General features: G+C 40.2%; 25 protein-coding genes and 1 tRNA gene. 16 read left to right on the top strand and 10 right to left on the bottom strand.

What is annotated here, in order from left to right; genetic code table 11:
• Positions 1 to 165: 165 nt before the first annotated feature.
• The 4 genes from mobC to ACS5PU_RS02125 form a co-directional block, all read right to left on the bottom strand.
• Positions 166 to 2,217: a conjugal transfer protein MobC gene (mobC, locus tag ACS5PU_RS02140; protein ID WP_439457616.1), complete on the bottom strand. Its 2,052-nt coding sequence runs from the start codon at positions 2,215 to 2,217 to the stop codon at positions 166 to 168.
• A gap of 9 nt (positions 2,218 to 2,226) precedes the next feature.
• Positions 2,227 to 3,495 carry a relaxase/mobilization nuclease domain-containing protein gene (locus ACS5PU_RS02135; RefSeq protein WP_439457615.1) on the bottom strand — a complete coding sequence of 423 codons (1,269 nt, stop codon included), beginning with the start codon at positions 3,493 to 3,495 and terminating at the stop codon, positions 2,227 to 2,229.
• The gene (locus ACS5PU_RS02130) at positions 3,480 to 3,887 is read right to left on the bottom strand and encodes a mobilization protein (protein ID WP_439457614.1); all 408 of its coding nucleotides are present in this window, start codon (positions 3,885 to 3,887) and stop codon (positions 3,480 to 3,482) included. Before ACS5PU_RS02130 ends, ACS5PU_RS02135 begins: the two co-directional genes overlap by 16 nt.
• 181 nt (positions 3,888 to 4,068) lie before the next feature.
• Positions 4,069 to 4,293, bottom strand: coding sequence for a hypothetical protein (locus ACS5PU_RS02125; protein WP_439457613.1), 225 nt, complete (start codon positions 4,291 to 4,293; stop codon positions 4,069 to 4,071).
• A gap of 165 nt (positions 4,294 to 4,458) precedes the next feature.
• Here ACS5PU_RS02125 and ACS5PU_RS02120 point away from each other — a divergent pair, with 165 nt between their 5' ends.
• Genes ACS5PU_RS02120 through ACS5PU_RS02110 form a run of 3 tightly spaced genes read left to right on the top strand, consistent with a single transcriptional unit; the run spans position 4,459 to position 7,420 of the window.
• The gene (locus ACS5PU_RS02120; RefSeq protein ID WP_439457612.1) at positions 4,459 to 5,334 is read left to right on the top strand and encodes a hypothetical protein; all 876 of its coding nucleotides are present in this window, start codon (positions 4,459 to 4,461) and stop codon (positions 5,332 to 5,334) included.
• Positions 5,335 to 5,352: 18 nt separating this feature from the next.
• Positions 5,353 to 6,675 (top strand): hypothetical protein, encoded by a 1,323-nt coding sequence (locus ACS5PU_RS02115; RefSeq protein WP_439457611.1) that lies wholly within the window; start codon positions 5,353 to 5,355, stop codon positions 6,673 to 6,675.
• Positions 6,676 to 6,712: 37 nt separating this feature from the next.
• The gene (locus ACS5PU_RS02110) at positions 6,713 to 7,420 is read left to right on the top strand and encodes a hypothetical protein (RefSeq protein ID WP_439457610.1); all 708 of its coding nucleotides are present in this window, start codon (positions 6,713 to 6,715) and stop codon (positions 7,418 to 7,420) included.
• Positions 7,421 to 7,436: 16 nt separating this feature from the next.
• Here the strand turns inward: ACS5PU_RS02110 and ACS5PU_RS02105 are convergent, their stop codons facing one another.
• The 3 genes from ACS5PU_RS02105 to ACS5PU_RS02095 form a co-directional block, all read right to left on the bottom strand.
• A complete protein-coding gene (locus ACS5PU_RS02105) occupies positions 7,437 to 7,571 on the bottom strand; it encodes a hypothetical protein (protein ID WP_439457609.1) in 135 nt (44 codons plus the stop codon).
• 162 nt (positions 7,572 to 7,733) lie between these two features.
• Positions 7,734 to 8,414, bottom strand: a complete 681-nt coding sequence (locus tag ACS5PU_RS02100; protein WP_439457608.1) for a hypothetical protein — start codon at positions 8,412 to 8,414, stop codon at positions 7,734 to 7,736.
• A 4-nt stretch (positions 8,415 to 8,418) separates the two neighbouring features.
• Complete coding sequence (locus ACS5PU_RS02095; protein WP_439457607.1) at positions 8,419 to 8,685, bottom strand: hypothetical protein; 267 nt, start codon at positions 8,683 to 8,685, stop codon at positions 8,419 to 8,421.
• A 253-nt stretch (positions 8,686 to 8,938) separates the two neighbouring features.
• Between ACS5PU_RS02095 and ACS5PU_RS02090 the strand changes: the two genes are divergently transcribed.
• Complete coding sequence (locus tag ACS5PU_RS02090; RefSeq protein WP_439457606.1) at positions 8,939 to 9,154, top strand: hypothetical protein; 216 nt, start codon at positions 8,939 to 8,941, stop codon at positions 9,152 to 9,154.
• Positions 9,155 to 9,190: 36 nt separating this feature from the next.
• Positions 9,191 to 10,741 carry a recombinase family protein gene (locus tag ACS5PU_RS02085; protein ID WP_439457605.1) on the top strand — a complete coding sequence of 517 codons (1,551 nt, stop codon included), beginning with the start codon at positions 9,191 to 9,193 and terminating at the stop codon, positions 10,739 to 10,741.
• Here the strand turns inward: ACS5PU_RS02085 and ACS5PU_RS02080 are convergent.
• The 3 genes from ACS5PU_RS02080 to ACS5PU_RS02070 form a co-directional block, all read right to left on the bottom strand.
• Positions 10,731 to 10,804: transfer RNA gene (locus tag ACS5PU_RS02080), tRNA-Arg, on the bottom strand. The genes ACS5PU_RS02085 and ACS5PU_RS02080 overlap by 11 nt on opposite strands.
• 99 nt (positions 10,805 to 10,903) lie before the next feature.
• On the bottom strand, positions 10,904 to 11,368 hold the full coding sequence (locus ACS5PU_RS02075; protein ID WP_439457604.1) for a redoxin domain-containing protein: 465 nt from the start codon (positions 11,366 to 11,368) through the stop codon (positions 10,904 to 10,906).
• Between the two features lie 70 nt (positions 11,369 to 11,438).
• The gene (locus tag ACS5PU_RS02070) at positions 11,439 to 12,347 is read right to left on the bottom strand and encodes an SDR family oxidoreductase (protein ID WP_439457603.1); all 909 of its coding nucleotides are present in this window, start codon (positions 12,345 to 12,347) and stop codon (positions 11,439 to 11,441) included.
• 161 nt (positions 12,348 to 12,508) lie between these two features.
• Here ACS5PU_RS02070 and atpD point away from each other — a divergent pair, with 161 nt between their 5' ends.
• From atpD to ACS5PU_RS02015, 11 genes are all read left to right on the top strand, one after another.
• Positions 12,509 to 14,011: a F0F1 ATP synthase subunit beta gene (gene atpD / locus ACS5PU_RS02065; RefSeq protein WP_439457602.1), complete on the top strand. Its 1,503-nt coding sequence runs from the start codon at positions 12,509 to 12,511 to the stop codon at positions 14,009 to 14,011.
• A 74-nt stretch (positions 14,012 to 14,085) separates the two neighbouring features.
• Positions 14,086 to 14,331 carry an ATP synthase F1 subunit epsilon gene (gene atpC / locus ACS5PU_RS02060; protein WP_025145830.1) on the top strand — a complete coding sequence of 82 codons (246 nt, stop codon included), beginning with the start codon at positions 14,086 to 14,088 and terminating at the stop codon, positions 14,329 to 14,331.
• Positions 14,332 to 14,466: 135 nt separating this feature from the next.
• Positions 14,467 to 15,192 (top strand): hypothetical protein, encoded by a 726-nt coding sequence (locus ACS5PU_RS02055; RefSeq protein WP_439457601.1) that lies wholly within the window; start codon positions 14,467 to 14,469, stop codon positions 15,190 to 15,192.
• A 620-nt stretch (positions 15,193 to 15,812) separates the two neighbouring features.
• Positions 15,813 to 16,703: a branched-chain-amino-acid transaminase gene (gene ilvE / locus ACS5PU_RS02050; RefSeq protein WP_439457600.1), complete on the top strand. Its 891-nt coding sequence runs from the start codon at positions 15,813 to 15,815 to the stop codon at positions 16,701 to 16,703.
• Positions 16,704 to 16,752: 49 nt separating this feature from the next.
• Positions 16,753 to 17,331: an O-methyltransferase gene (locus ACS5PU_RS02045; RefSeq protein ID WP_439457599.1), complete on the top strand. Its 579-nt coding sequence runs from the start codon at positions 16,753 to 16,755 to the stop codon at positions 17,329 to 17,331.
• 241 nt (positions 17,332 to 17,572) lie between these two features.
• Positions 17,573 to 19,255: a dihydroxy-acid dehydratase gene (gene ilvD, locus ACS5PU_RS02040; protein WP_439457598.1), complete on the top strand. Its 1,683-nt coding sequence runs from the start codon at positions 17,573 to 17,575 to the stop codon at positions 19,253 to 19,255.
• A gap of 47 nt (positions 19,256 to 19,302) precedes the next feature.
• Positions 19,303 to 19,875, top strand: a complete 573-nt coding sequence (locus ACS5PU_RS02035) for an ORF6N domain-containing protein (protein WP_439457597.1) — start codon at positions 19,303 to 19,305, stop codon at positions 19,873 to 19,875.
• A gap of 21 nt (positions 19,876 to 19,896) precedes the next feature.
• A complete protein-coding gene (gene ilvB, locus ACS5PU_RS02030) occupies positions 19,897 to 21,645 on the top strand; it encodes a biosynthetic-type acetolactate synthase large subunit (protein WP_439457596.1) in 1,749 nt (582 codons plus the stop codon).
• A gap of 128 nt (positions 21,646 to 21,773) precedes the next feature.
• Positions 21,774 to 22,412 carry an acetolactate synthase small subunit gene (gene ilvN, locus ACS5PU_RS02025; protein ID WP_439457595.1) on the top strand — a complete coding sequence of 213 codons (639 nt, stop codon included), beginning with the start codon at positions 21,774 to 21,776 and terminating at the stop codon, positions 22,410 to 22,412.
• Positions 22,413 to 22,507: 95 nt separating this feature from the next.
• Positions 22,508 to 22,906 carry a glyoxalase superfamily protein gene (locus tag ACS5PU_RS02020; RefSeq protein WP_439457594.1) on the top strand — a complete coding sequence of 133 codons (399 nt, stop codon included), beginning with the start codon at positions 22,508 to 22,510 and terminating at the stop codon, positions 22,904 to 22,906.
• Between the two features lie 25 nt (positions 22,907 to 22,931).
• Complete coding sequence (locus ACS5PU_RS02015; protein ID WP_439457593.1) at positions 22,932 to 23,393, top strand: DinB family protein; 462 nt, start codon at positions 22,932 to 22,934, stop codon at positions 23,391 to 23,393.
• Positions 23,394 to 23,458 lie beyond the last annotated feature (65 nt).

Raw genomic sequence — 23,458 nt, 5'->3', positions numbered from 1 at the left:
CCAAAGTTATTCAAATCGAAAAACCGGGCATCGTCAGTGATGAGAATAATCCGGCTTTAAATTAACGCTCTCTGCAGCCAAGATATTTAAAATTTATAACACCAAAAAAATAATGATGCATTTTACTCATTAATTGGTAGGATTTATTTAACGGTCAGCCAACCTTTACATCGATAAACTCTGCCCCTTACCCCCGCTCTTTCTGCCCTTGGCAGGTGAAATAGACTTGCTGTTCTCCCGCTTTTTATCTGAACTGCATTTACCTGCCTTATTTTTCGGTTTCGCCACTGGCATCAGTTCTGCCTTTACCATTTCCACAATATCCCTTTTAATTTTCAGATAATTTTCCTGTAGATCTTCCTGACCCACTTTCCGAACTGGCGGGATCGGAACATACCCCGCTTCTTCTTTTGCAATCGCCCTGTGGTCATTTTGCAACTCCCCATGGAACATCTTAAGTTTGATCTTCTGATCAGGACTATCCGCAACAATCCCCACAAACTCTCCAGATGATAGTGTAGAAATCTTTGAAGCCGGTACCGCATAATCCAGTTGCATAGATTTAGAAACCGAAGTATCACTGCTGTTTATATTCACGCTTTCCCTGTCCTGCATGATCTTACCAAAGGTCTCAGATAGCTTTTTAGCACTATCCCCGGTAACCTGGCCACTGATGATATTACCAGAGATACCCGCAATAATTTCCGAAAATTCGGCCCCATACTCCCGCTTTAACTGCTCCACAGATTGGATACCCAAAGTACAGCTGACCAGGTTACTCCTTGCCGTACTGATCGTACTGACGATACCCGTGGCCACCAAAGTCGGAAACTCGTCAAAGATTAAACTGCATTTCAATTTGCCTTTTTTGTTCACCTGTTTCAGCATCCGGCTTACATAAAGAGACAATACAGCCCCAAAGGTGTCAATCTTCTGCGGGTTGTTGCCCAGGCAAACAATTTTGGGAGATTTAGGATCATTGATATCCAGCGTAAAATCATTGCCCGACAACACGTAATATAATTGCGGCGAGGATAACCGCGCCAAGCCGATCTTCGCAGAAGCTATCTGCCCCTCCAGTTGTGCCATCGCATTGTTCCTGTAGGCCGATACAAAAGGATTGATCAGCACTTTAATCTCTTCCTGTTTTTGCAACAGCGCAAACAAAGTATCATAGTCCAGCATCATCAGCTCAATCACATGGGGCAGCGTACAATATTTACCTTCCTTATATTTACGCAAATACCAGATCAGGGCCGTTAAAAAGTTAATGGGACTTTCCACAAAAAAATCTCCGGACTTTTTCAACCATTCCTTGTTCAGCCCAAGCATGATCGTCCGGCTGGATTCCGCGGCATCGGTAATGTCATGCATGCTTTGGGGGTCCAGCGGGTTACAGCGGTGCATGGGGTTTTCCAGATCGATCACGAAAAACTTGGGCTTTACTTGATAGTTACCAGCATACTTCAATAGCTTATTGTAAGCCATACGGCTCAGGTCATCATACTTAAAATCATATAAAAACATCGCAAAACCCTTTTTCAAATGCTGATCGATAATGTGGCGGATCACAAAATAGGTCTTACCTGCTCCGGCACTGCCCGAAACCAAAGTGCTCCGGTAAGGATTGACCACATTGATCCAGCCCTCTTGGACCTTGTCTTTCAGCCTGTATCTGGTCCTGAGGTTAAAGGAATGTTCATTTTCCAACAGCCTTTCTTCCTGCGGAAAAGTCTCATTATCTGAATTAAATACATCCTTACTCAAATTCAGTCTGATCAGCCTAGAGAGCCAGGCGCCACCTTTAAGGATCAGTAAGTAACCTGTGGCCGTTAAAGCGATATAAAGGCCAGCTTTCAGTGGTATGCTCCCCGGCAGGTAAAGAGCCAAAACACTAAGGAAATATAACAATAGGCCACATGACAGGTATGCGATAATACTATTCTTTTGGATCTTCTCGTCCTTTTTGCCTCTCAACCCAATTAGTGAAATGACCAGGCACAACAGTGCGGCAAGTTTTGGTTTGTGCAAGCCACTGAACAAACCAGTCTTTGCGACATTACCTATCAGGCGGTCGGATAGGCTTGCCGAGAACCCCCAATGCTCAAAAGCCCTGTAACAGGTCAAATAAATATGCATTACTAAAATGATCATGCCGATCAGGCGGGTTAAGTCCATGATCTTCCTAAGTCCTTGCGTATCTTCTCCGGTATTCATAGTAATATTTTATAGGGTTAATTGTTGATCTTGATCGATGATCCTTCCTTTTTTGCGTTTTTTCCTACGCTTGGGAACTTTGAAACTCCTTTCTGCCTGCGTTTGTGCCATTAGAGTTTCCAGAAAACCCGTCCTGTCAGGCAGTTTTAAACAAGTGGGTTGATGGATTTGCAGGGATTCTGCATCTTGCTTCCAGCTTAGTTTTGTTTTATCTTGGGATAGAGAAAGGTTATCCTGCGCTTTTTCAAACCGCAGGCTTAAGGCCCTTGCGCTGTAAACCTTCCCCAGATCGCTGCCGTTGAATACGGTTTTATTTGCATGATCGATATAAGTGACACCATAGAGCTGTCCTTTCTCGCTTGATCTGAACACCACATCAATGCGGTCCTTTAACAGTTCCTCCCGAAAACGTGCCTCGCTTAAATATCTGAACCTGAAAAACAGGTGATCGATCAGTTCTTTCATTTCCTGCTTATGTGGTTCCCGCTTTTTCTTTCCTGCCTCAAAGCGTTTTTCAAGATTACCTAATGTGGGTTTATAGTAGATCTGGCTGGCCTTCACCGGGATTCCGATCTGCTTGCCCTTATGGTCCAGTATAGAGTATAACAAACCTTTATTCTCAAACATACGGGTGCCTTCTGCGCCTCGGTCTGCCTTGATATTGAACAGTTCCAGTATTGCATTATACTGCTCAAAGGAAGTATAATGGTACTGGCGCATGACTCCGGTAACAATGCCTGCGATCTGCTGTTTGGTAGGCTTATCCCCATAGATGGCTGGCCGGAGTCCTCGGCCTTGTTTCATTTCCCGGCCTTCAGCTCTTACCAGCCCATATTTGATTTCGATTTCTTTACGTGCCGGCTCGGATAAACGGTAGCCGATCCCATGAACATCGATTCGCTGACCATCTTTCTGAATATTTGTGGTGGCAATATGGATGTGCGGATGGGCACTATCCTCATGCCTGTAGACCAAAAAAGGCTGGTCGCCAAAACCGATCCGCTCCATGTATTCCGAAGCGATCTGCTGTAATTTCTCGTTGTTAAATTTGTCAGAAGCATCGAAATTCAGGGAAATGTGCAGGGCGTTGGTTTTTACTGCTGCGTTCAGGTCAGTAAGGTGTTTAAAGCGGTTCAGCTTTTGGGAGAAGTTCATTTTTTCAATATCCCCTGCGAAACCACTGGCCATTATTAACCTGGCATCAAGAATGGCCACTTTATCCTCGTTGTAGTAAAGGATTCCCCTAATGCTTTTCCCACTTTCTATTTTTGCAACCATAATTCTGCGAGTTGATTTACTATACTGAGCAGCCGTTCTACCTTCTTATCGATGCTTTTGTACAGCTCTGATGTCTTATTGACATAAAATACCCGTTCTGCCGGGCTTTGACTGATATGGAAATAATGGGTCTGCTGGTTGATGTTGATCCCAATGGCTTTCAATTCTTTGCGGATCAATGCCAATTCTTCCATCGGGCCGTTCATAGCTGTGTCCTTATGGTGTAAGGTAATGTGTTTACCATTTATGATACGCCTGGCGACTTCACCAACTGTCTTGCAATTGCTCTCTTTGGCCATTTTCTCCAGGCGTTTGAAACTGGCCTCGTTCAGCCGTATAATTACTGGGCAGTTCAGAAGCAGTTTTTCATCTTTGTTTTTTGGTCTTGGCATTTCGCTTTATCTGATCTGGTAAGGCATCACGAGTTCCGAGTGTATGCCCCGACCTCAAGGGCGGCAAGATGTTTTTGTATACAAAAATCCATCTTGCTGCACGCACACGCGGGCCAAAAAGCTACCTCCAGAAGTGTTGCCAGACTTCGGTTAAGTGGTTAATGAAAGGTTGATTGATCGGTTAATGTGATGGGGAAATCCGGTTGCTTTTTCTGATGGCACTCAGGTCTTCCAGTGGTATGGATGCCCGGAGCAGTTGCCGGATTTTCTGCCGGGGCTCGGTCTTGACCTTTTTAAATTTCATGTAGGGATTGCCTTTGTATTTGCCGCCCTTCACATTGGGCGTTTTGATTTTACGGGTGTTGGCACTGCGTTCTTCCAGTGCTTCTAATTGTTGCTGTTTCATGGCTTAAATTTTTGTTGGGTCAAAAATGGAAAGCCAGGAAGGGGGTGGTACTCTAGTAGGGATATATTATCAACCAGATAGTTTAATATTTTATTAATCTGGATGTATATTTAATTTTTAGAAAATATTTGCTGATAATTGATCTCTATTTAAATTAAATTCTCAATGGAAGAATCAAACGACATATTAAGGCAGAAACGCCTAAGTTTTCGCAATCGGTATATCGAAACATGCGTATGGGTAATGATAGCCTTCATTATTTTTCTGCCAGAAATAATAATGTTATTTCAGTACAGATTTATGGATGCCGAAATATTCACACTGGTATATAACAAATTTTTGATTTCGTTATTTGTTGGAATATTTCCCATTCTTTTTAAACTGATTTTCGGAAAACTACCAATTGAAGCATTGCGGGATCGTAATAAAAATACAGGTAAATCAGCAACCCATGTGTCTGGCGAAAATATTGTAGTAAATGTTGTGAATAATTCAGATACCGTAGCAGGTGACAGAAGCGACACTGATGAAGACTATCCGATGTTTTGTATCAATCAGAGTTCGACTTTATGCGAAAGAATTTTTACAAGATCAGGAGTTTACCTGCTGCTTGGGTGCCTAATTGCATTTATTGGCATTGGTATTTTTTATTCACCACTGTTCCCAGTTGTAAAGTCTTCCGATTTGACCCAACGTTTATTAGACTACTTACCGCGTGTAAGCGCATTATTGTTTATTGAGTTTATAGCTTTCTTTTTCTTAAAACAGTATAAGACTATGATGGATGAATACCGCTATTACGAAGCCATAAAAAGAAAACGTCAAGATAATTATAACCTGATCAGTTTTATCATAAAGCATAGCGCACAACCAGAATTAATTAAACTTGTGACAGAAAATATGCAACAATCCTACATTACCAAACTCGCCAACGGTGAAACAACCGAAATATTAGAGTCGCAAAAACTAACCAACCAAGAATTTGATTTCATTGGCAAGCTTACTGCATTGGCCAAAGAGTTGAAAAGCAGTGAAAAATAAGCTATTAATACAATTTAGATGAAAATCGTAGAAATCGGTAGCCTCTTTGATCAAGACTATGTACATCAGGTTGACTACCTCTCAGACTATTATCTTCTGGATGCTGACATTATTTTTGTGAGTATCAGAGCATTAATTCTTGAGGTGGATAAGCAATTGAAATCAACTCATCTGGGGGGAGAAATGGTTCTTCCAGCACCTGCCTATAAAAAATTCCAGGAAAAAATTATCCAACGAAATGAACAACTAAGAGAATACCTCAATAAAGGTGGGAACTTATTTGTTTTAACAGATGCTAAACCAGTAGTAGGTCTCCTTGTAGAGGATGGCAATGGCGATAAAACTGAAATTCAATTTGACTTTTATAATCTAATCCAACTTGACAAGAAAGACTTTCCAACAGTCACTATGGAAGGGAATAGTATGATCTACCCTGATCCTGACTTTGAAGAGTATTTTAGATATTGGGATTGTTCTTATGAGTTTTCTTATTCAAAATATGTAGGCTTTCCGATTGCCAAAGTGAAGAACACACATCAGGTCGTTTCAGTTGCAGTACCGAAAGGAAAAGGCTTGGTCGTTTTATTGCCCAAACTAGCGTTGTATGCTGAAGATTACAACGACTTTCAGATGCGGGTTAGTAAAACCAAGAAAGGTACTATCGAACTGGCCAATAATCTACGATTGAATGTTAGACTACCGCTTGAACTTGATTTACCTGAATGGTGTGATTCTCTTATCATTGGCAATGAAGGCGATGATTTAAATCAGCTAGACAAATTTCTGGACGAAAAAAGTAAAATTGAGGAATCAATTTCACAACAACAGGAAAAGCTGAAACAATACAAACAGCTAAAACAACTACTTACTGAAAGCGGAAAATCACTGGAAGCAATGGTAGAATTCGTTTTTTCTGAATTAGGGTTTACTATTCTGCCTGCCGGGCACAATAGAGATGATCTAATTATAAAGGCAGATGAACAAATTGCGGTTATTGAAGTAAAGGGAGTTAAAGGCTCTGCTGGTGAGAATCACGCCGCTCAATTGATGAAATGGGTTACAACCTATCATTCAGATCATGGCATGGAACCAAAAGGTATTTTAATCATAAATGGTTTTCGCGAAAAGCCACTACAAGAAAGAACTGAAAAGATATTTCCAACCCAGATGTTAGGGTATTCGGAAAGAATGCAACTTTGCCTTCTTACTACAGCTCAGCTACTCACATTGTATTTAGATTTTGTAGATGGTAAAATTGACAGTAAAGCAATTAAAACCTCATTATTTGCAACAGTTGGAGAGTTGCAGTACAATACTGCTAGATTATTGAATGGCCTTTAAAAAAAGTATCTATAAAAAACTGATTGAATAAATAGCGATGGAATCTTACGAAAATAATAACGAAGAAAAATCAATCGAAAAAACGGTTAAAGAGGGGCTTGAAAATCCCAACTTTGATCTAGCTCTTGACTACGCGGAACTTGCATTGGATTCCTTTATGGATAATGACGCTGTTAAGGAAATTCCAGTTGTAAAATCCATTGTCGGATTATTCAAAGGCGGGTTAAAAATCAGGGAAATTTATTTTGCTAAAAAACTGGTTACTTTTTTAAAGGAGTTTCATAGCGGAACGTTGCCTGATGAAAAGAAAGCGCAGTTTAAAGAAAAGTTTAATGCCGATGAAAAATATCGTGACTCAGTTGTCGAGCAGATAATGGTACTAAACGATCGCTTTCTTGAAATTTCTAAATCGAAGATACTGGCCAACTTATTTCTAGCTCATTTAAATGACAAGTACGATTGGGAAGGCTTTTTAAGTCTTTCTTATTGCGTTGAGCGCCTTAACCTATCTGCTACTGATTATTTTCACGAGTTAGCGGCATTAGAATCGCCTTTCTACAAAGGATATTCACAGTTCGACGACAATGCTGCATTTCTGATTTCAGCAGGAATTGGGCAAGAATGGGGTACTCATTTTCAGGTTACCAATCATGGCGTTTATTTATATTTCTATGGAATAAAGGGTGATATACATCACGTGTTTAAACAGCCCGATCAAACAGAAGGAAGTGCTGAAAATGCCTAAAAGCTCAGGGATAGAACTATTTTATCCTTGCCATGACATGAAATGCTCTAGTATCTTTCTTGGTCACAGTCTCCGGCAATTTATCGGCATCCTTGTTTTCTTTATAATCCAGGGAAGGTAAAATACCCTTTGCAATGAAATATTCTTCCATAAGTTCCCAGTCCTGAAAGACCATCCTAAATGTTGCATCTTTTTGATTTAAAATGGGGGTGTAATATCCTTCCTCGATTGTTTCAGTAAATTCAGCTATCAGTCTTTGTGTGGATTCTATGATTTTAAAAATAGAGTCATTTTCGATCTCATTTTGACTATACTACTTATTCAGGTTGAAAGCAGTCAGGTAATAGTTACAGAGTGATAATACTTCCCATACTTCATTCTGCTTATCATCCGCCAACTGCGTCTTATCATATTCAATATGGGATATATAAAATTGAGCGGAAACTGCCAGCAAAGGATAGATTAATCTAAATTTGAGCATTTCATTCAACGCCTTCCAGTCTTTCCTGGCTTGAAAATATACCTGTGATACAACGGAACTGAACCCTTCAGCGTGCGCAAAAGAAGAGGTATACGAATAGTACGCAGTAACGAATTCCGTTGGTAACGGACTTTCCTTAATGAGTTTGTTGAAATTAAACAGACTCAGATAATCCTGCTTACCAGCTTCGATCTTCTGAATAGCATTCGGTATTGCCTGTGGTAATTTGTGGTACTTTTTATTGCTCTTGACCTCACTGATCAATTTCCCAATCTGCGCCCTGAGTTTACCTTCATCAAAATTCTCCGGACTTACCATGTGAAGGGTAACCCCAAACTTTAGAAAATGCAACCGTGAAGAAAGCTCGTATAAACCAAAATAAAGTTCCTGCAACTCCTTGTCTCCCTTGCAGCCATTATATAGCCGATAATACACCAGATAGCTTTCCAGCAGGCTTCGTGCAACAATATTTGCCGTTCCCTCATCGAAGATCGAACCGCCCTTTAAATCCAAAAGCTCAGGTAAAGATCTTGATCAGGTTGATCGTTCTTAGCCTGTAATTGCAAACGATGGTATACTGCGTGTTGGCATGCACGGCAGACGCGTTTGGATCACGCTCAGCAATCCTGATACTTTGCAAGGCACACTCCAATAGCAATTTGGTAATCTTGTTGAGATGCTCCAGTGATCGCCCGATATCAGGATATTTACCTTCAGGCATGGGAAATTCCCTGGTCATAAAACCTTCATAATCAAAATTGTTTAAAGAGTCGTTTGCATCCATATTATTCTAAGTTTTTTATTTTCAACCAGTGGTGATCTTATCTAATGACAAAGAAACACAGCCGCTACGCAGTCTATTTGCGTAGATCAGAAAATTAAAAAAATAATCTGATTTAGGCGTAAGTACTTCAACTACATGCCAGAAAACCACAGGAAGCTACTAGAGAGAATTTGTTTTTAAATGCCACCCCTGAAAACACCGAATTATATCTACTAGGGTATTCGTCGCCAAGGAAAACCCTAGTATTGGTGCCATGAAAAACTTCACCCCTACCGGCAGACGAAATATCACTGCCCAAAAAGCAATCAAAATCCTTTATAAATACGGCATAGACATCAGCCCGGAAAGCGCAAAACTTCTTTTGGATTTCCTCTATAAATTCGCTAAATTATCAGTTGAACAGACACTTAGCACGCATTCCGGACAAAAATTACCGGATAAAAAAACACCAAGGCAGCTGTTCAGATAAAACGAATTAAAAATCAGAAATGAAAGGAGAAACAACATGAAAAAAGCGTGTTTATACATCAGGGTAAGTACCGATGAACAGGCTGACAAAGGATTTTCACAAAGAGACCAGGCCGAACGCCTGCAAATCCATTGCGCAAAAAACAACATCGAAGTCACAAAGATCATCTTTGAAGATTATTCGGCTAAAACCTTTATCCGTCCCGAATGGACAAAATTGCTTATTGAGCTGAGAAAATCAAAAGGTAACGGCTTCGATTATGTCATGTTCACCAAATGGGATAGGTTTAGCCGGAATACCGCAGATGCCTACCAGATGATCCGGACACTAACAGTGGATTACCTGATCGAACCTGTAGCCATTGAGCAGCCATTAGACCTGAGCGTGCCGGAAAGTAAGACCATCCTTGCGGTATACCTGTCCATGCCGGAAGTAGAAAATGACCGCCGGGCCTTAAATGTAACTTATGGCATGCGCAGAGCCAAAAAAGAAGGACGCTGGATGGGACTGGCACCTGCTGGCTATAAAAACAAAATCACTGAGAACGGCAGAAAATACATTGCTATAGATGAACCACAGGCCAGCCACATGAGATGGGCGTTTGAGCAGATCGCCGAAGGAATTCTTGCAACCGACCACGTTTGGATGAAAGCGAAGGAACGTGGTCTAAAATGCAGCCGTACCAGTTTCTGGAGACATGTCACCAATCCCGGCTATATCGGAAAAGTCCCCGTTCCTGCCTTTAAAGATGAGGAAGCCCATTTGGCTGACGGGCAACACGAGCCACTCATCTCAGAAAGTCTTTTCTACCGCGTGCAGGAAATAATAGAGAGCCGCAAAAGAAGATTCGAAAAAAAAGGCACCAAAGCTGTATCTCCCCGTTCGCTTGCTCTGCGTGGATTTCTGATCTGTCCCAAATGCGGCAAGATCATGACTGGCAGCGCCTCCAGGGGAAGACATAAAGCCTACTACCCCTATTACCATTGCACTGCCACTTGCGGGGCAAGATTCCAGGCTGAAAAAACAAATACACTTTTTGAGCGCGAACTAAGCCAATATGTGCCCAAACCCGGAATGGACGAGCTTTTCAAGTCAATAATCTGCGATTCCTACGTCGATAATGGTGGAAGAACCTTTCGATACCAGAATCAAAAACTCGAACAGATAGCCGAGCAAAATAAACGGAAATCAAGGGTACTGGAACTACTGATCAATAAAACGATCTCCGAAGAGGAGTATCGACAAATCAAAAAAGAGTGCGAAAATGCCATCCTAAGGCATGAGGCAGAGCTAAAAGAAATTAGCGAGCAGGCAGATGATGATCTAAATATTGAGGGTCTGGCAGAATTGGCTGCAATTAACCTTAAAAACCTGCCTGAGTTCTACGCCACGGCTGATTCTGATATAAAACGAGCAATTGTGGGTTCGATATATCCTGAAAAATGGGTTTTTGACGGCGAAGCACATCGAACCCCTGAGACCAATGAAGTGTTCCAACTTATCTATCACATTAACAGAAAGTTAGGACATAAAAAAAGCGGAGCAAAATCTTTAAAAGATTTGTACTCCGCAAAGGTGCACTTGTAGGGATTCGAACCCCAAACCTTCTCATCCGTAGTGAGATGCTCTATCCAATTGAGCTACAAATGCGTTTCCGTATCGTTAACGGACTGCAAAGGTATAATTTGATATTTTAATTTCCAATTAAATTTTAAAAAAAATCTCAAAATATATTTCGCAGTTTATGCCTTATGCGCTTAATGCATCATTAATTGCTTTAAAATCAGGCAAGTCATGCGCATCTTCTAAAACTTCGGAATAAGCAATTTTTCCTTCTTCATCAATCACAAATGCAGCTCTTTTCGATACACCTTTCAATCCGAACACAAATTCATCATAAAACGCACCATAAGCTGCCGATACTTCTTTGTTAAAATCAGACAATAAAGGGAACTGATAACTCTGCGCCTCTTTAAATTTGGCCAAAGAGAAAGGAGAATCTACAGAAATACCGATCACCTGTGCATTAATCCCCTCATAGTAACTAAAATTATCCCTCATGGTGCATAACTGCTCCGTACATGTTCCGGTAAAAGCCATCGGAAAAAAATGGATGATCACTTTCTTGCCTTTAAAACCAGAAAGTGAAATTTCTGCAAGATCAGAACTGTATAATTTAAAATCTGGAGCTTGATCGCCTACTTGTAATGACATATTTATTTTATGGTTAAGTTTATTATATGGTTAAATACTTTTATTGCTCAATTGTTTTAAGGCTCAGCAATTAAAACACTGTTTTCATCTGCTGGGCCAATACCGCCATACCTTCTTCAAAGCTATGTGGTTGATAACCCAAATCATTAATTGCCTTATCCAAAACAAAACCTGTTTTTACAGGCCGTTTAGCGGTTTGGTTTAAGCTCGCCGAACTCACCTCCTGAATAAGGGATTTATCGAGCGACCAATAATCGGCAACTTTCCGCACTAAATCTGCAATACTCATGTAATCTTTACCCGAAATGTGATAAATTCCCTGGGCATTCTTTTCCACAGCCAAAATACAGGCCTCGGCTAAATCTTCGGCAAGTGTTGGCATGCGCCATTGATCGTTCACCACATGAATTGGTGATGCCTTTTCTAAAGCACCTTTGGCCCAAAGCACAATATTACTCCTGCTCATATCATTTGTAATCCCATAAACCAGTATTGTCCTGATAATTGCCCAAGGTGATGTTGACTGCTTCACCAAATCTTCTGCCCAAACTTTCGATTCGCCGTAGTAGCTCACCGGGTTTACCGTATCTTCTTCCCTGTACGGCCCATCGGCACCATCAAATACAAAATCGGTACTCAAATGTACCAATTGAATACTATGCTCAGCGCAAAGCGATATCAAGGTTTGAACCGCATCTACATTTAACTGATGGCAAAGTACTTTATTCGCCTCGCAAGTATCTACATTGGTCATCGCCGCTGTATGTATAATGGCATCGGGCTTATACTTTTTGATTACCTGCTTTACCTGTGCAGGGTTAAGGATATCCATTTCTGCGTAATGATAACCATCTTTAACGGGGTAACGGTTTGCGCCTTTTGAAGTTGCAATCAACTTAAGCCTCCCTTCGATTAAAATTTTCTCGGTTAATTTCTGCCCTAAAAGGCCGTTACTGCCTGTTGTTAAAATGGTTTTCATGCATGCAATTTATGCTTCTAAATTATCCACAAAAACACTGTTAAAAAAATTTATAATATATATTTAAAATTAAGTAAGAATAACTTAACTTTGCCAACCGAATTGGAGCCCCTATAAACAGCTTTAATTCATTGACTGTAATAAATTTACTCACAACAGATATGCCTAACTTAGGAAAAATAGCACAAATTATCGGCCCAGTGGTTGACGTTAGCTTTGCTAATGATGCCCATCTACCTAAAATTTTTGATGCGTTAGAGATAACGAAAGAAAATGGACAAAAAATTGTTTTAGAAGTTCAACAGCACTTAGGTGAAGACCGTGTACGTGCAATTTCGATGGACTCTACAGACGGTTTAGTTCGTGGAATGGATGTAGTTGATACTGGTGCTGCAATTAAAATGCCAGTTGGCGACCAGATTAAAGGTCGTTTATTTAATGTAGTTGGTGAAGCGATTGATGGTATCAACACAGTTGATAAAACAGATGGTCGTCCTATCCACGCAACTCCTCCTAAGTTCGAAGATTTATCAACTGAAACTGAAGTACTTTTTACAGGTATTAAAGTAATCGATTTATTAGAACCATATGCAAAAGGTGGTAAAATCGGTTTGTTCGGTGGTGCTGGTGTAGGTAAAACGGTATTGATCATGGAGTTGGTAAACAACATCGCTAAAGCATATGCTGGTTTATCAGTATTCGCTGGTGTGGGTGAGCGTACACGTGAAGGTAACGATTTACTTCGTGAGTTTATCGAATCAGGCGTAATCAACTATGGTGATGAATTCTTACACTCAATGGAAAAAGGTGGATGGGATTTGAACGCTGTTGATACCGAAAAATTAAAAGAATCTAAAGCAACATTGGTTTTCGGACAAATGAACGAGCCTCCTGGTGCACGTGCACGTGTAGCCCTATCAGGATTAACAGTTGCTGAATATTTCCGTGATGGTGATGGTGAAGGCGCAGGAAAAGATATCCTTTTCTTCGTTGATAACATCTTCCGTTTTACTCAGGCAGGTTCTGAGGTATCGGCCCTTCTAGGTCGTATGCCATCTGCAGTAGGTTACCAACCAACATTGGCAACTGAGATGGGTTTAATGCAAGAGCGTATTACTTCAACAAAACGTGGATCAATTACATCAGTACAAGCGGTATACGTACCAGCGGATGATTTAACTGACCCTGCTCCGGCAACAACTTTCGCCCACTTAGATGCAACTACAGTACTTTCACGTAAAATTGCTGAGTTAGGTATTTACCCTGCGGTAGATCCATTGGATTCTACTTCACGTATCCTTTCTCCTGCTGTTTTAGGCGATGAGCACTATAACACTGCACAACGCGTTAAAGAAACTTTACAACGTTATAAAGAATTACAAGATATCATCGCAATTTTAGGTATGGACGAATTATCTGAGGAAGATAAATTAGTCGTATCAAGAGCGCGTCGTGTTCAACGTTTCTTATCTCAACCTTTCCACGTAGCTGAGCAGTTTACAGGCTTAAAAGGTGTATTGGTTGACATTAAAGATACCATCAAAGGATTTAACATGATCATGGATGGTGAAGTTGATGAGTATCCTGAAGCTGCATTTAACTTAGTTGGTAGCATTGAAGATGCAATCGAAAAAGGTAAAAAATTATTAGCAGAAGCGAACTAAGAAACGCGCTAAGCGTTAAGGGCCAAGCGTTTTAAACGCCCCGCGCTCTACGCTCTACGCCAAACTAAAAAAAAATGAATTTAGAAATATTAACTCCAGATAAAAAAGTTTTCGAAGGTGAAGTAACAGCAGTTACGGTTCCTGGCACTTTAGGTTCTTTTCAAATTTTAAAAGACCACGCCGCTATCATCTCTACTTTAGAAGATGGAGAAGTTATTATAAAAGCAAACAAAGCCGATGAGCAACGCTTTTTTATTAAAGGCGGTGTAGTGGAAGCCATTCACAATAAAATTGTTGTTTTGGCAGAAGGCATTGCTTAAAATAAGTTAACTCATTTGAAAAGTCCCGATTTATCGGGACTTTTTTTTGTTTTATGGCAACCGCCTGGCCATTATTATCGTATCTTATATACGCAAACACTGCTACCGAAACAGTATGTATAAAGGTGCAATAAAATGTTCTTCAGAAAAAGCCTGCTAATTTCTTTCCTAACAATCTTTGCTTTAAATAAAATTGAAGCCAAAGAGTTTACCTCTGCAGCAGCTTATTTAAAAATTTTCCCCGCGGCCATTATCGATGGAAAAGATGGCAATTGGTTAAAAACAGACCGGCAAAAAAACACCCCCGTTTGGAACAGGGCGAATGAAGTAAACATCAAAAAAGACAAAGGCTATCAAGAATATACCAGTATTGCCGAGCGCTCCGATTTTTACGTATGGTTTCAGCACCGGACCGATTCTTTGGGCTTCGAAACAAAATGGGGTTATGCAGCGGCAATTACCACAAAAAAACTCGAAAAACTCCTAACCAATGCAGCCTCCCTATGTGGCATTACCAACAGCGAGATCCGCATTTTTGTTATAGATGGAAACGAGATTATATTTAACGATATTTGGAAAGAGCTGAAATCGCTTTACACCGCCAAACCCTTAAAAGAAAAAGCAGCCGAGACATGGGACGGCGTACTATTGTTAAAAGAGCAGCAACTGATCGAACCTTATTACCAAAAACTAAGTCCCGCATCGTTGGCCAAGCTGGAGAAGTTACTGAGAAAGGAGAATTTCTTTTCGCGGTTAATGCCCGGCTATGAATTTGAAGGTCAACTTTTAAACCTGAAGGATAGGTGGTATTACGGCATGAAGATGATGCACTACCAACACCCAGAATTCCCCAGCCGATAATCCATTTTTCCCACAGCTTTTTGGCCTTACAGACCACCAAAATTTTCAATTTTCAAGAGGCCTTAACCCATTTTAGGCAGAAAAACAGAAAATTTATAATGCAAGCATAACAAACATACCGTATACCGTTTTGATATTTGGTCTACAGCCGTCGGCATTAAATCACTAATCCAACACCAATTAAGAATAATATTCCGAATACAGTCTTATTATAAGAATAATATTCCGATTTAACTTTTTTCTGATTTCTCTTGCATATTAATGAACCAAAAACTAAATTGGTTTTTATAAACAATAAGATAATAATGACCACTCAGAACGACACACTTTACATCACTACCATTGCTCATGCAAGCGGTTATGTTGTGTTGTTACCAGTCATTTTACTTAACCTCCTGCTCCTAAACATTTTATTAGGAAAGAAAACGGGCTGCTTATAAATAGATTTGAAAAAACTAAATATACCTAAAGCGTCCCGATACAAACGGGACGCTTTTTTTAAATAACAAAACACAGTATTATGAACCGTTCATGATTAAAAAGCCAAAACAACAAATGGAATGCTTATTTAATCATGGTAAGCTCCATCTGACTGATGAAAAAACAATAAAAATAAACAGATGAAATACTATAATTCTAATACGATTATCTATCTTGATGGAGCTTTTGAAAAAGCTGTTAATAGCAGCACTGATCTTTATGGCCAGTCTCTACATTACGGTTATGCCGCTTTCGAGGGTATTAGGGCTTATAAAACACATAATGGCAACCGTATTTTCAAAGCGGCTGCACATTTCGACCGCTTGGAGCGTTCTTGCCAATTGGCAAATATTCCTTTCCCCTGGGATAAACAGGAACTTATAGCAGCCACATATAAATTGCTTCAGTTAAACAAGCTGAAAGATGCCTACATCCGTCCGCTGGTATTCTGCCACCCAAACATGAAATTAAATGAACCTAGTGGTGTTTCGATCTTAATCTGTGCATGGGAATGGGATGCGTATTCGGGCAATAAACTGTTAAAGTTAACGGTTTCTGATTACGAAAGGCCAAACCCTAAATCAACTCCGATGGAAGCAAAATTGAGCGGAAACTACGTAAATTCAATTTTAGCTACCACTGCAGCAAATATTAAGGGCTACGATGAAGCTTTGCTTTTAGATATGCATGGTTTCGTAGCTGAGGCATCGGGTGCAAACATTTTCTTAGAAAAAGATGGGAAGTTGTATACGCCATCGTTAGGGAATATTTTACCGGGCATTACACGTGCAACGGTAAAAGAACTTTGTACTGTTTTGGATATAGAGTGCACGGAGAAGAAATTAACCATAGAAGATTTAAAGCAAGCAGATAGCGCTTTCTTGTGCGGCACAGCAACTGAAATAGCAGGTATTGCTTCAATTGATGATATTGTTTACCGCCCGTTGTGGAGAGAATCTATCGGTTATACCATACAGCGCGCTTATAAAAACCTAGTATTGGAAAAAATCAATTACGAGGTAATTATATAGGTAGTAGTTCCATCAGAAAGCAATTTACCCATTATAGAAAAAAGCACCAATGAACCAGGAAATTAACCAGCAATACCCAAAAGCTTATCAGCAAATTAACGAGGCCACAAAGGCTTCGGGCTTTGATATGGCTTCTGACGTGCTGACCTGTTCGTTGTTAAAAACTTTGGCCAGTTCCAAACCTTCGGGCAATTTTTTAGAACTGGGAACAGGTACGGGATTATCAACTGCCTGGATATTGGATGGAATTGATCAGGATTCGACATTGACTTCTATTGATAACGACAACCTGTTTCTGAACATCGCCAAAAAATATTTAGGAGACGATAGCCGCTTGAACCTGGTTTCGACAGATGGTGCTGAATGGATTGAAAAAAATAAGGAAAAGAAATTTGATTACATATTTGCCGATACCTGGCACGGAAAGTATTTGCTTTTAGATGAAGCAATTGCCATGCTAAACAAGGGAGGCCTTTATATCATCGATGATATGTTGCCTCAACAAAACTGGCCTGAAGGACATCAGGAAAAGGCCGTGAAGTTGATCAAAGATTTAGAATCGCGCGATGACCTGCACCTTACCAAACAGGTTTGGGCAACAGGGATTGTAATCGGAGTAAAAAAATAGAGAAATAATATAAAATAGTTCTTTGCATTTTTTAATAAGTTAGTATGTTTGTGGTTCATCAGCATGAATATAAACACAAACATTATTAGCAACCTAATTATTGTCATTTCTCAACAGGGAGGTGGAAATCGTTGCGTATAATATAAAAAATATACCCTATCGAAACCGCCTCCGAAACGAGGCGGTTTTTTTTTGCCTCAAAATTATACAACTAACAGAACCAGAATATACATTTTAAACAATGAGCGAATTAAACAAGTACAGTAAAACATTTACACAAGACCCAACACAACCAGCAGCACAAGCTATGCTTTATGGAATCGGTTTAACCGATGCAGATATGGCTAAGGCACAGGTCGGTATTGCAAGCATGGGTTACGATGGTAACACCTGCAATATGCATCTGAACGATTTGGCAAAAGATGTCAAAAAAGGGGTCTGGAACAATGATTTAGTGGGCTTGGTTTTTAATACCATTGGTGTAAGTGATGGCATGAGCAATGGTACCGATGGTATGCGTTACTCATTGGTAAGCCGCGATGTAATTGCCGATAGCATCGAAACCATCTGTGGTGGTCAATATTACGACGGGATTATCTCGATACCGGGCTGCGATAAAAATATGCCGGGAGCCATTATGGCAATGGCGCGTTTAAACCGTCCATCAATTATGGTTTACGGCGGTACAATTGCCCCAGGCCACTATAAAGGCGAAGAACTGAATATTGTTTCGGCTTTCGAAGCCTTAGGGCAAAAAATCTGCGGCAATCTTTCTGAAGAAGATTATCAGGGTATCATTAAACATACCTGTCCAGGTGCAGGAGCCTGCGGCGGGATGTACACGGCCAACACAATGGCTTCGGCAATTGAAGCTTTGGGTATGAGTTTACCTTATTCTTCTTCAAATCCGGCGGTTAGTGAAGAAAAAAAACAAGAATGTTTAGATGCTGGTAAATACATCAGGATCTTATTAGAAAAAGATATCAAACCATCTGATATCATGACCAGAAAGGCTTTCGAAAACGCAATCCGTTCTATCATTATTTTAGGTGGAAGTACAAATGCAGTATTGCACTTTATCGCTATGGGTAAAGCTATTGGTGTAGAAATTACCCAGGATGATTTTCAGCGCATGAGTGATGAAACACCAGTTTTGGCCGATTTTAAACCAAGTGGTAAATACCTGATGCAGGATCTGCACCAATATGGCGGTATACCAGCAGTACTAAAATATTTATTGAACGAAGGTTTGCTACATGGCGATTGTTTAACCGTAACCGGAAAAACAATAGCTGAAAACCTTGCTGATGTAAAATCAATCATGGATTACGATCAGAAAATTGTTCAAAAACTAAGCGAGCCGATTAAAGCTACAGGCCACCTACAGATTCTTTACGGCAACTTGGCCGAAAAAGGTTCTGTTGCTAAAATCAGTGGAAAAGAAGGCGAGAAATTTGAAGGTCCTGCCCGTGTATTTGATGGCGAGCACGATTTAATTGCCGGTATCTCCAGCGGGCGCGTAAAACCTGGTGATGTTATCGTAATTAAAAACGCTGGTCCGGTTGGTGCCCCGGGTATGCCCGAAATGTTAAAACCAACTTCAGCCATTATCGGTGCCGGTTTAGGTAAATCGGTTGCTTTAATTACCGATGGACGTTTCTCTGGTGGTACACATGGTTTTGTAGTTGGACACATTACTCCTGAATCATACAAAGGTGGTTTAATTGGCCTTGTTGAGGATGAAGATCCGATTTTAATCGACGCTGTGAATAATATCATCAGTTTACAAGTAAGCGAAGAAGTAATTGCCGAACGCAGAAAGAACTATGTTCAACCTGCATTAAAAGTAACAAAAGGTGTTTTATATAAATATGCTAAAACAGTATCGGATGCAGCGAATGGTTGCGTAACCGACGAGTATTAAGATCAAAAAATCATCCCCTAGATTAATTGATTATTTAAAAACAGTTTATGCAAATAATTAAAAGTATTCAGCATAGGATTTATGAAATCAGGGGACAAAGAGTAATGCTCGATTTCGATCTGGCATCACTTTATGAAGTTGAAACAAGAGTATTAAATCAAGCCGTAAAGCGCAACATCAAACGTTTTCCGGATGATTTTATGTTTCAGCTTACACCTGTAGAGTGGCAAGAGATGCAGTCGCAAATTGTGACTGCATCCCAAGTTAAAAATCCATCATCACAAATTGTGATGATGGGTAACATACCACAAAATAGGACAAGCAAATATTTGCCCTACGCCTTTACAGAACAAGGTGTAGCCATGTTGAGCGGTGTTTTAAATAGCGATAAAGCCATTAATATGAACATCGCCATTATGAGGGCTTTTGTTGATGTACGTAAAATTTTGCTCAAACAAAGCAGCATTAACGAACAGTTAACAGAGATTAAAGAGCGCATTGGCGAACACGATATTCAGCTAAACGAGCTTTATGATGCAATGGAAAATTTAATCGATGAGAAAATTGCTCAGATAAAGTGGAAAGACAGAGAAAGAATAGGGTTTAAAATTAAAGAATAATAGAACCGCAAAAACATAACTATGGAAACTGCACAAGAAACAATACAACAAACAGAGGCGAAAGCAGGAACCTCAAAAACCTTTAAAGGAACAGGCTCGCAGGTTTTGTTGAATGGATTAATTGAAGAAGGTGTAACCACAATCTTTGGTTATCCGGGTGGAGCAATCATGCCTATTTATGATGCCCTTTACGATTATGCCGATAAATTAGAACATATATTAGTCCGCCATGAACAAGGTGGTATCCACGCCGCTCAAGGTTTCGCAAGAGCCAGTGGCGAAGTTGGTGTAGTTTTCGCAACCAGCGGACCGGGCGCAACCAACCTGGTTACCGGTTTAGCCGATGCACAGATAGATAGTACACCTTTAGTTTGTATTACCGGACAGGTTTTCGCACACTTATTAGGTACCGATGCCTTTCAGGAAACGGATGTAATTAACATTACCACCCCAGTTACCAAATGGAACTATCAGGTTACCGATGCAAAAGAAATCCAAGAGGTACTGGCCAAAGCTTTTTACATTGCAAAAAGTGGCAGGCCGGGCCCCGTATTAATTGATATTACCAAGAATGCACAGTTACAGTTAGAGGAGTTTCCCGAGTATATAAAATGTAACCACATCCGCAGTTACCGCCCAAAACCAAAAGTTAGGGTAGAGTATATTGAACAGGCAGCAGCATTAATCAACTCAGCTAAAAAGCCATTTGTTTTATTTGGTCAAGGTGTAGTTTTAGGTAAAGCCGAAGAAGAGTTTAAAGCTTTCATTGATAAAGCCGGAATTCCTGCCGCATGGACCATTATGGGCGAAGGCGCTATTCCGACGTCACACTCTTTAAACGTTGGTATGTTGGGTATGCATGGTAATTACGGACCAAATGTATTGACCAATGAAGCCGATGTAATTATTGCCATCGGTATGCGTTTTGATGACCGTGTAACCGGCCGTTTAGATAAATATGCAAAACAGGCAAAAGTGGTTCACTTAGATATCGATCCAGCCGAAATAGATAAAAATGTTAAGGCCGAAGTGGGTGTTTGGGGCGACTGTAAAGAAACTCTACCCCTATTAACCAATTTGGTTAACGAAAATAAACACGAAGATTGGTTAGCTAAGTTCAGAGATTACAATCAACAGGAAATAGACCAGGTTATTACGCCTGAACTTTACCCAACGGGTGATGAAATGACCATGGGCGAAGTATTGCGCAACATTAATGAAATTTGTGGCGGCGATGCTGTAATAGTTACCGATGTTGGTCAGCACCAAATGGTAGCTTGCCGTTACGCTAAATTTAACAATACCCGCAGTAACATTACTTCTGGTGGTTTAGGTACCATGGGCTTTGGTTTACCGGCTGCTATTGGGGCTAAATATGGCGCTCCTGATAAAACGGTTATCGCCATTATTGGTGATGGCGGTTTCCAAATGACCCCGCAAGAGCTAGGTACCATTATGCAGTTTGGTGCCGCCGTTAAAATCCTGATTTTAAACAACCGCTTTTTAGGCATGGTTCGCCAATGGCAACAGTTATTTCACGATAAACGCTATTCTTTCGTCAATATCACCAGCCCTGATTTTGTAGCCCTGGCTAAATCTTACTATATCGAAGCCAGCAAAGTTGATGAACGCGCCAACTTACGACAGGCTTTAGAAACCATGATCAACCACGAAGGCTCTTACTTATTAGAGGTTATGGTTGGAAGAGAAAACAACGTTTTCCCAATGGTTCCACAAGGAATGAGTGTAAGCGAAATCAGATTGAAATAAGGTTGAAGGTAGGAAGGCGGAAGGTTTAAGGTTAAAATCCGATAGCCAAAATCGTCATTGCGAGGCACGAAGCAATCCTAAAGCGATAGAAAGTCAATCCAAAACGAATTATTGTCAAAAGAATTATCATGAGTACTGAAAACACAATACAACATAAAATAGATAAGGCCGATTTAGACGGAAAGCAGGAATATACCATCACGGTTTATGCCGAAAACCGTATCGGTTTGTTAAACAGGATTGCGATCATTTTCTCCAAAAGGAAGATCAATATCGAAAGCTTGAACACCTCTCCATCAGAAATTGATGGTATCCACCGTTTTAATATCGTAATCCACGAAGGTTATGAAGTGGTAAGGAAGCTTGCCCGCCAGATTGAAAAACAGATTGAAGTACTTAAAGTTTATTTTAACACCAACGAAGAAATCATTTGGCAAGAATTGGCACTTTACAAGGTTTCTACAGATGAGATTGCCGAAAAAGTAACTGTAGAGCGGTTATTAAGACAATTTGGCGCTAGCGCGGTAGTAATCCGCAAAGATTACACTGTTTTTGCAGTTACTGGTCATAGAGAAGAAACCGATGCCCTGGTAAAAGCCTTAGAACCTTACGAACTGATTGAGTTTGTCCGTTCGGCACGTGTAGCCATTATTAAAGATAGCGCTGGTTTTCATGAAAAACTTAAAGAATTTGAGGCTTTCGAACCAGGAGAAGAATTAGTGGAAAACGAGTTTTTAGAAAAAGGCGGGAAGATCTTCACTATGTAAGGTAAAAGGTAGAGGGTGGAAGGTTGAAGGTAAAAGCATAATGCTCAGCGAACTTTGCGAAAACTTTAGCGCCCTCTGCGGTAAAAAAACAAAATATGAAATGCAATAAAACCATACCGATTTTAAGAATATTCGATTACGATAAAGCAGTTGAGTTTTATGTAAACTGGTTGGGTTTTAAAATAGACTGGGAACATACTTTTGAAGAAAATACCCCGGTTTACATGCAGGTTTCGTTAAACGGTATCGAACTGCATTTGAGCGAGCATCATGGCGACAGTTCGCCGGGCGCACATGTCCATATCGATTGTACAGGCTTAAAAGCATTTCATAAAGAACTCATCGATAAGAAGTACAAATATAACCGACCGGGTTTGGAGAAAACTTTTTATGGAACCTGGGCCGTAACCGTAAACGATCCATTTTTTAACAAGATTACCTTTAATGAAGTGTTAAGTGAGGCCGAAAGCTCAAAAACTGAAGACCAAAACTAAAACACAAATTAAGATAGAAAACTACATGAACGAAGTATTTGAATTTATCATAAACTCACGAAAAGCATTTATCCAGTTAATCGATAGCTTAACCATCGAAGCGCTGAATAAAATCCCCGATGGTTATAACAACAACATCATCTGGAATTTTGGGCACATCGTAGTGAGCACGCAAACACTTTGTTATGTGCGTACCGGAGTATTGCAAAATGCTGATTCGGTAAAGTTTAACGACTATTATAAAAAAGATACCAAACCTGTTTATACTGTATCAGCTGAGGAAGTTGCAGAATTGAAAGCGATAGCCATGGAGAGCATTGAAAAAATAAAACATGATTATGCCAATGGTGCATTTGCGAACATCACTCCTTTTACAACAGCAACCTATGGTAAACAATTAAACAGCATAGAAGAAATACTGATTACAACCGTTGGGCATGATAATGTGCATTATGGTTATGCAAATGCGCTGAAGAAATTCGTGTAACATGGAAGAGGTGTGATGGAAAATGGATGAGGGATATAGCACCTGAAGAATAAAAGAAAAATCAG

It is taken from the genome of Pedobacter sp. GSP4, from assembly GCF_051857575.1.
GTDB lineage: Bacteria > Bacteroidota > Bacteroidia > Sphingobacteriales > Sphingobacteriaceae > Pedobacter.
Note: the sequence above shows the minus strand (reverse complement) of the source record. Positions and strands in the feature narration are given on the sequence as shown.